This is a genomic window from candidate division WOR-3 bacterium (genome assembly GCA_026418155.1).
Classification (GTDB): domain Bacteria; phylum Hydrothermota; class Tepidihabitantia; order Tepidihabitantales; family CAIPLT01; genus JAOABV01.
In genome coordinates, this window is the sequence record JAOABV010000082.1 from 1 (window position 1) to 4,349 (window position 4,349).

The 4,349-nt window shown below is 39.1% G+C and carries 2 protein-coding genes; both read left to right on the forward strand.

The genetic code is table 11. The features are described 5' to 3' along the window. The first annotated feature begins 29 nt into the window (after positions 1-29). Positions 30-1,706 carry an FG-GAP-like repeat-containing protein gene (locus tag N2201_07265; protein ID MCX7785997.1) on the forward strand — a complete coding sequence of 559 codons (1,677 nt, stop codon included), beginning with the start codon at positions 30-32 and terminating at the stop codon, positions 1,704-1,706. Positions 1,707-1,991: 285 nt separating this feature from the next. Continuing rightward, positions 1,992-4,349, forward strand: a 2,358-nt coding sequence (locus N2201_07270) for a hypothetical protein (GenBank protein MCX7785998.1), incomplete at its 3' end; no start/stop codon positions are given.

A 4,349-nucleotide genomic window follows, 5' to 3' on the forward strand; every position in this document is an offset into this window, starting at 1 on the left:
TTGTAAGATTTAGGTATTGGAGACTATTTATGTTGAATAGGATTTTTGAAGATAATAAGAAAAAGGTAGTAGGGAATGTTTTTTGCTTTGCGCTAATTCATCTATTTAACCTTACAACTCTTTTTGCGCAGCAGACGAATAATCTGGAAGTGATTTGGCAGAAGACAGCATCATCTGATATGCAAGATTTTGGAAGTTTAATTACTTCAGGAGATCTTAATAACGATGGTTTTTCCGACATTGTAATAAGAGGACGGCCGCAAGGAAGTGCTGCTTCTAATGCATATATCTTTTGTGGTGGAACGCAGTTTGATACTATCGTTGATATAATTATTAAACCCGAAGAAGGTTTTGGTTTTGCAATCCATTCAGATGATATAAATGATGATGGATTTGATGATTTGATACTTGGTCAACAACATGTTGAACAAGTATCTATATATCTTGGTGGAAGTCCAATGGATACAATTAGAGATTATATATTGAGGGGGCCGCACAGTGGTGCTGATTTCGGAGTAGGAATTTCATCAGGCGATATAAATGGCGACGGTTATAAAGACTTAATCGTTGGGGCATGCGGATATTACCTTCCACCCGTAGGTGATTTGGCAGGTAGGGTTTATATCTATTTTGGCGGTTCGAATTTTGATACAATTCCAGATGTAATCTTAAATGGCGGACATCACAACGATGCCGAAGGTTTTGGTTCAAATGTTGGAAGCTGCGGTGATGTAAATAATGATAATTATGAAGATGTAATTATAGGTGCTCTTAATTTTGGGCCGTATCGGGGCAGAATTTATATATATTATGGCGGAAATCCTATGAATACAAATCATGATGTTGCAATGATAGGCGAAGGACCTAATCATCATCTTGGTGCGTTTGGGGTAGACGGCTTAAGAAATATAAACAATTTTGATTATGCACTAACTGGCACACCTTTTTGGCCCAGAGGCTGGCCTAATAAGTGCCCGGGTAAAGTGTATGTATTCCATGGTGGTTATCTAATGGATAGTATTCCTGATATAATGATGATTGGCAGAACAGATTCAAGTACACTTGGAATGGATAATTCCCGAGCAGGACTTATTACAACCAATAATAGCGATGGCATCATCTCTGGGGCGCCAATAGAATACAATAGCCAAGGTACATCTTACCTTTGGCTGGGTGGTTCGCTTTTGGATACAATTCCAGATGCCTGGTTAAGCGGTCTGCAATATGATGATGGTATTGGTTGGGATGTAGCATCAGCCGGTGATGTTGATGGCGACGGAAAAGATGAGGTAATGGTTTCTAATTATGCTTCAAATTATTCACCAAAAAGAGTCTGGGTATGTAAATATACCGGGGCAGGAATTGAGGAAATCCACCAACCGCTTTCCGCTATCCGCATTCCGCTTGAAATAAGACCGAATCCGGCAAGGACGCAGACCGTAATCCGCTTTCCGCAATCCGCGGACCGCATAGAACTAAAGGTTTTTGATATTGCAGGAAAAATTGTGAAAATATTTAAGCAAGCAGACAGTAGACAGAATACAGAATATAGGGAAATAATATGGGATTTGAGAGATGAAAATAAAAGAAGAGTTGCAAATGGAATTTATTTTATTGAACTCACCGCTGAGCAAGTAGACAGTAAACAGAATACAGAAGACAGGGAAAAAAATAGAGAGATAAGAAAGATTATTGTTACTAAATAATAACAATGATTATACGGATTTATACAGAGAGAAGAAACAAGCTCAAACATAAAATAAGAACTTTTGTTGTATCTGGATTTGGACAGAGTAGGGTCGAGGTCCAGATTAGGCATCCGTATCAATCGCTAAAACCTAAAAGGTCTTTTGTTCTTTTGGTGCTTTGGCAAGAGACTACGGGTTTAGCGTTTAATCAAGTATTTAGGCACCTGAAGAACTCCGTTTTAATGGGATTTTGGCTTGGGTTCTTCAAGAAATTAAACAAAAGTCCCAAGAATGGAGACAGAAATGCTTAAAAAGGTTTTAATTAGCATTGTATTAATTTTGGTCGTCTGCGTTTATTGGGCAATTGCCGAAGACGATAAAGAGTTTGATACAGATGGAGTAAAATCACTTGAGTTGGTTCGGGATGGAAGAACACTTAATGCGATATTTCCATATCAAGGCACAGATGGTCGTGCTTGGTTCTGGATTGTTGGCGATTCTGGATTAGTGCTTCGCTATCGGGAAGCGCGGGAAATGAATAGGAGCGTTCTTAATATAAATCATAATCTGATGAGCATTTCATTTGCACAAAACATTGGATGGATTGTTGGTTATATAAATTCTGGCGATAGTACTTGGAAAGGAGTGATATACAGATCACAGAATAACGGACCTTGGGAGCGAGTTCCAGATGAAAATATTTTAGGTTTACCAGATAGATTCATTCCATTTCTGAAAGTTCAAGCAATAGATAACGGTAATGCGTGGATTTCCTGCGGTAATGGTGAAGTTTTAAGAACTTGGAATGGCGGTATCCAATGGTGGAGATGTAACAAGCCCGGCGGAGAAACTAATTTCAGCTGGTTTTATGGTTTATATGCTATCGATAATAATACTGCGTGGGTTGCAAGTGACCAGACCGGATTGGTTGCTAAAACAATGAATGGAGGTAATAACTGGTTGTGTTTTTATCCCGGTGACGGAGATTTAGTTTATTTTGACATTCATCCTGGGTCAGATAATCAAACTGTATATCTCACAGCTTCAAAAGGAAAAAAGGTTTATACACAATCCGGTGGCGCACATTGGATTATTGAACCAATTGATGACAGGGTTGGTTCTTACCAGTGGTGGAAAGCATGTGCACGCCGAGGAAATACCTATCAAGGAGAACCTAATCTATTTGTTGGGACAGGAACAGTAAGAAAATGGCCATTTCTCGGTTATACGATTACTTCCTATCCATATTTTGATTTTAACGACATCGCTTACATTAAGGATGCTTGGGATAATGAGTGGTGCGCAGCAGTTGGAACGCCAAGATTAACATTCACCGGTCCACGAAGAACTGCACGGTTTTGGCTGAACAAGGCCAAACCGCCCGATTTTCAAATTACAGATGTTAATGCGGTAAACGGTGATAACTCAGTAAAGATTAAAGTAACAGTAAAAAATAATACAAATAATAATTTTAGCGGCTACCTCAATATAAACATCTGGCAAAGTCCACTTAAATCTGGCGGCGCCGAGGATGATTTATATGAATGTGTTTTGTCAATCCCTGTTCATTACAGTATAAATGCCGCTAATTCTGCAATAAGAGAAATTGACTACCAACCACAGGACAGTTTCAAATATTGGTATGGAGCAACCTTACCAGACTATGACGAAGAAGAAGGGGTTAGATGTAGTCCTGAAGTTGATTGGGCTATAGCATTGAGTCAACCAACCGCACAAGGACCGCCACCTCCATATTATTTAAATATTTATGATAAACCAAATGACCACGGAACACAAGTTTACCTTACTTGGCAACATTATCCCGGTGGTTATTCATTTCTAATCTGTAAGCAACTTGACGATGAATCAGTGTATGTATATCCATACTGGCGGCGAGCAAGCGCCCATCGAGGAGAATTCTTCTACAAACATAATGCGAGACCTCCTTGTTATTTGAATATTTGCACTGGCATTCCTAATAATTATTGGGTTTGGACTTATAATGACAATACGAGAAAACCATCTGAGGAATCAAGTGATGAAATATCTGGCACCGCAATAGATAATCTCAGACCTCAAGCTGGACCAACTAATGTAACATTATTTATGCCCAATCCTACAACAGTTAATCTAAGATGGGTTCCGATTGCTCGAGAAAATGAACCGAATTTAGGAGGATATGAAGTTAAAATGGAAAAATATGGGTGTCCTGAAGATAAATTAAGACAGCAAACAGCACCAATTATTTCTACAATGCGAACATTTAGAGTTCATCCGCTAATGGTCGGATATCCAGGAATCTGGAAAGTACGAGCAGTTGACCGTTCAGGCAATGTCGGTCCTTGGTCTGAGCCAGCACAGCTTTATATTCCGCCAAACATTTATGTGCCTGGTCAGTATGGTAACTATTCAACCGCTTTTACTCAAGGACGACATTTAGTCAGACCGCCGAATTCAAAAGAAATCTACAAGACATTTGTATATGAAGGAAAGATTTACCTTTCGCGAACAACTGATGAAGGTGAGAATTGGGAAATAGAAGAGATTGATAACGGGCTTTATCCTTGCTTAGGTGTTAATTATACAGGTAAACCGTGGATTGCATATATCAATAATGATGGTGATATAGTCTGTAAAATTAAACGAACGGACGGTTCTTGG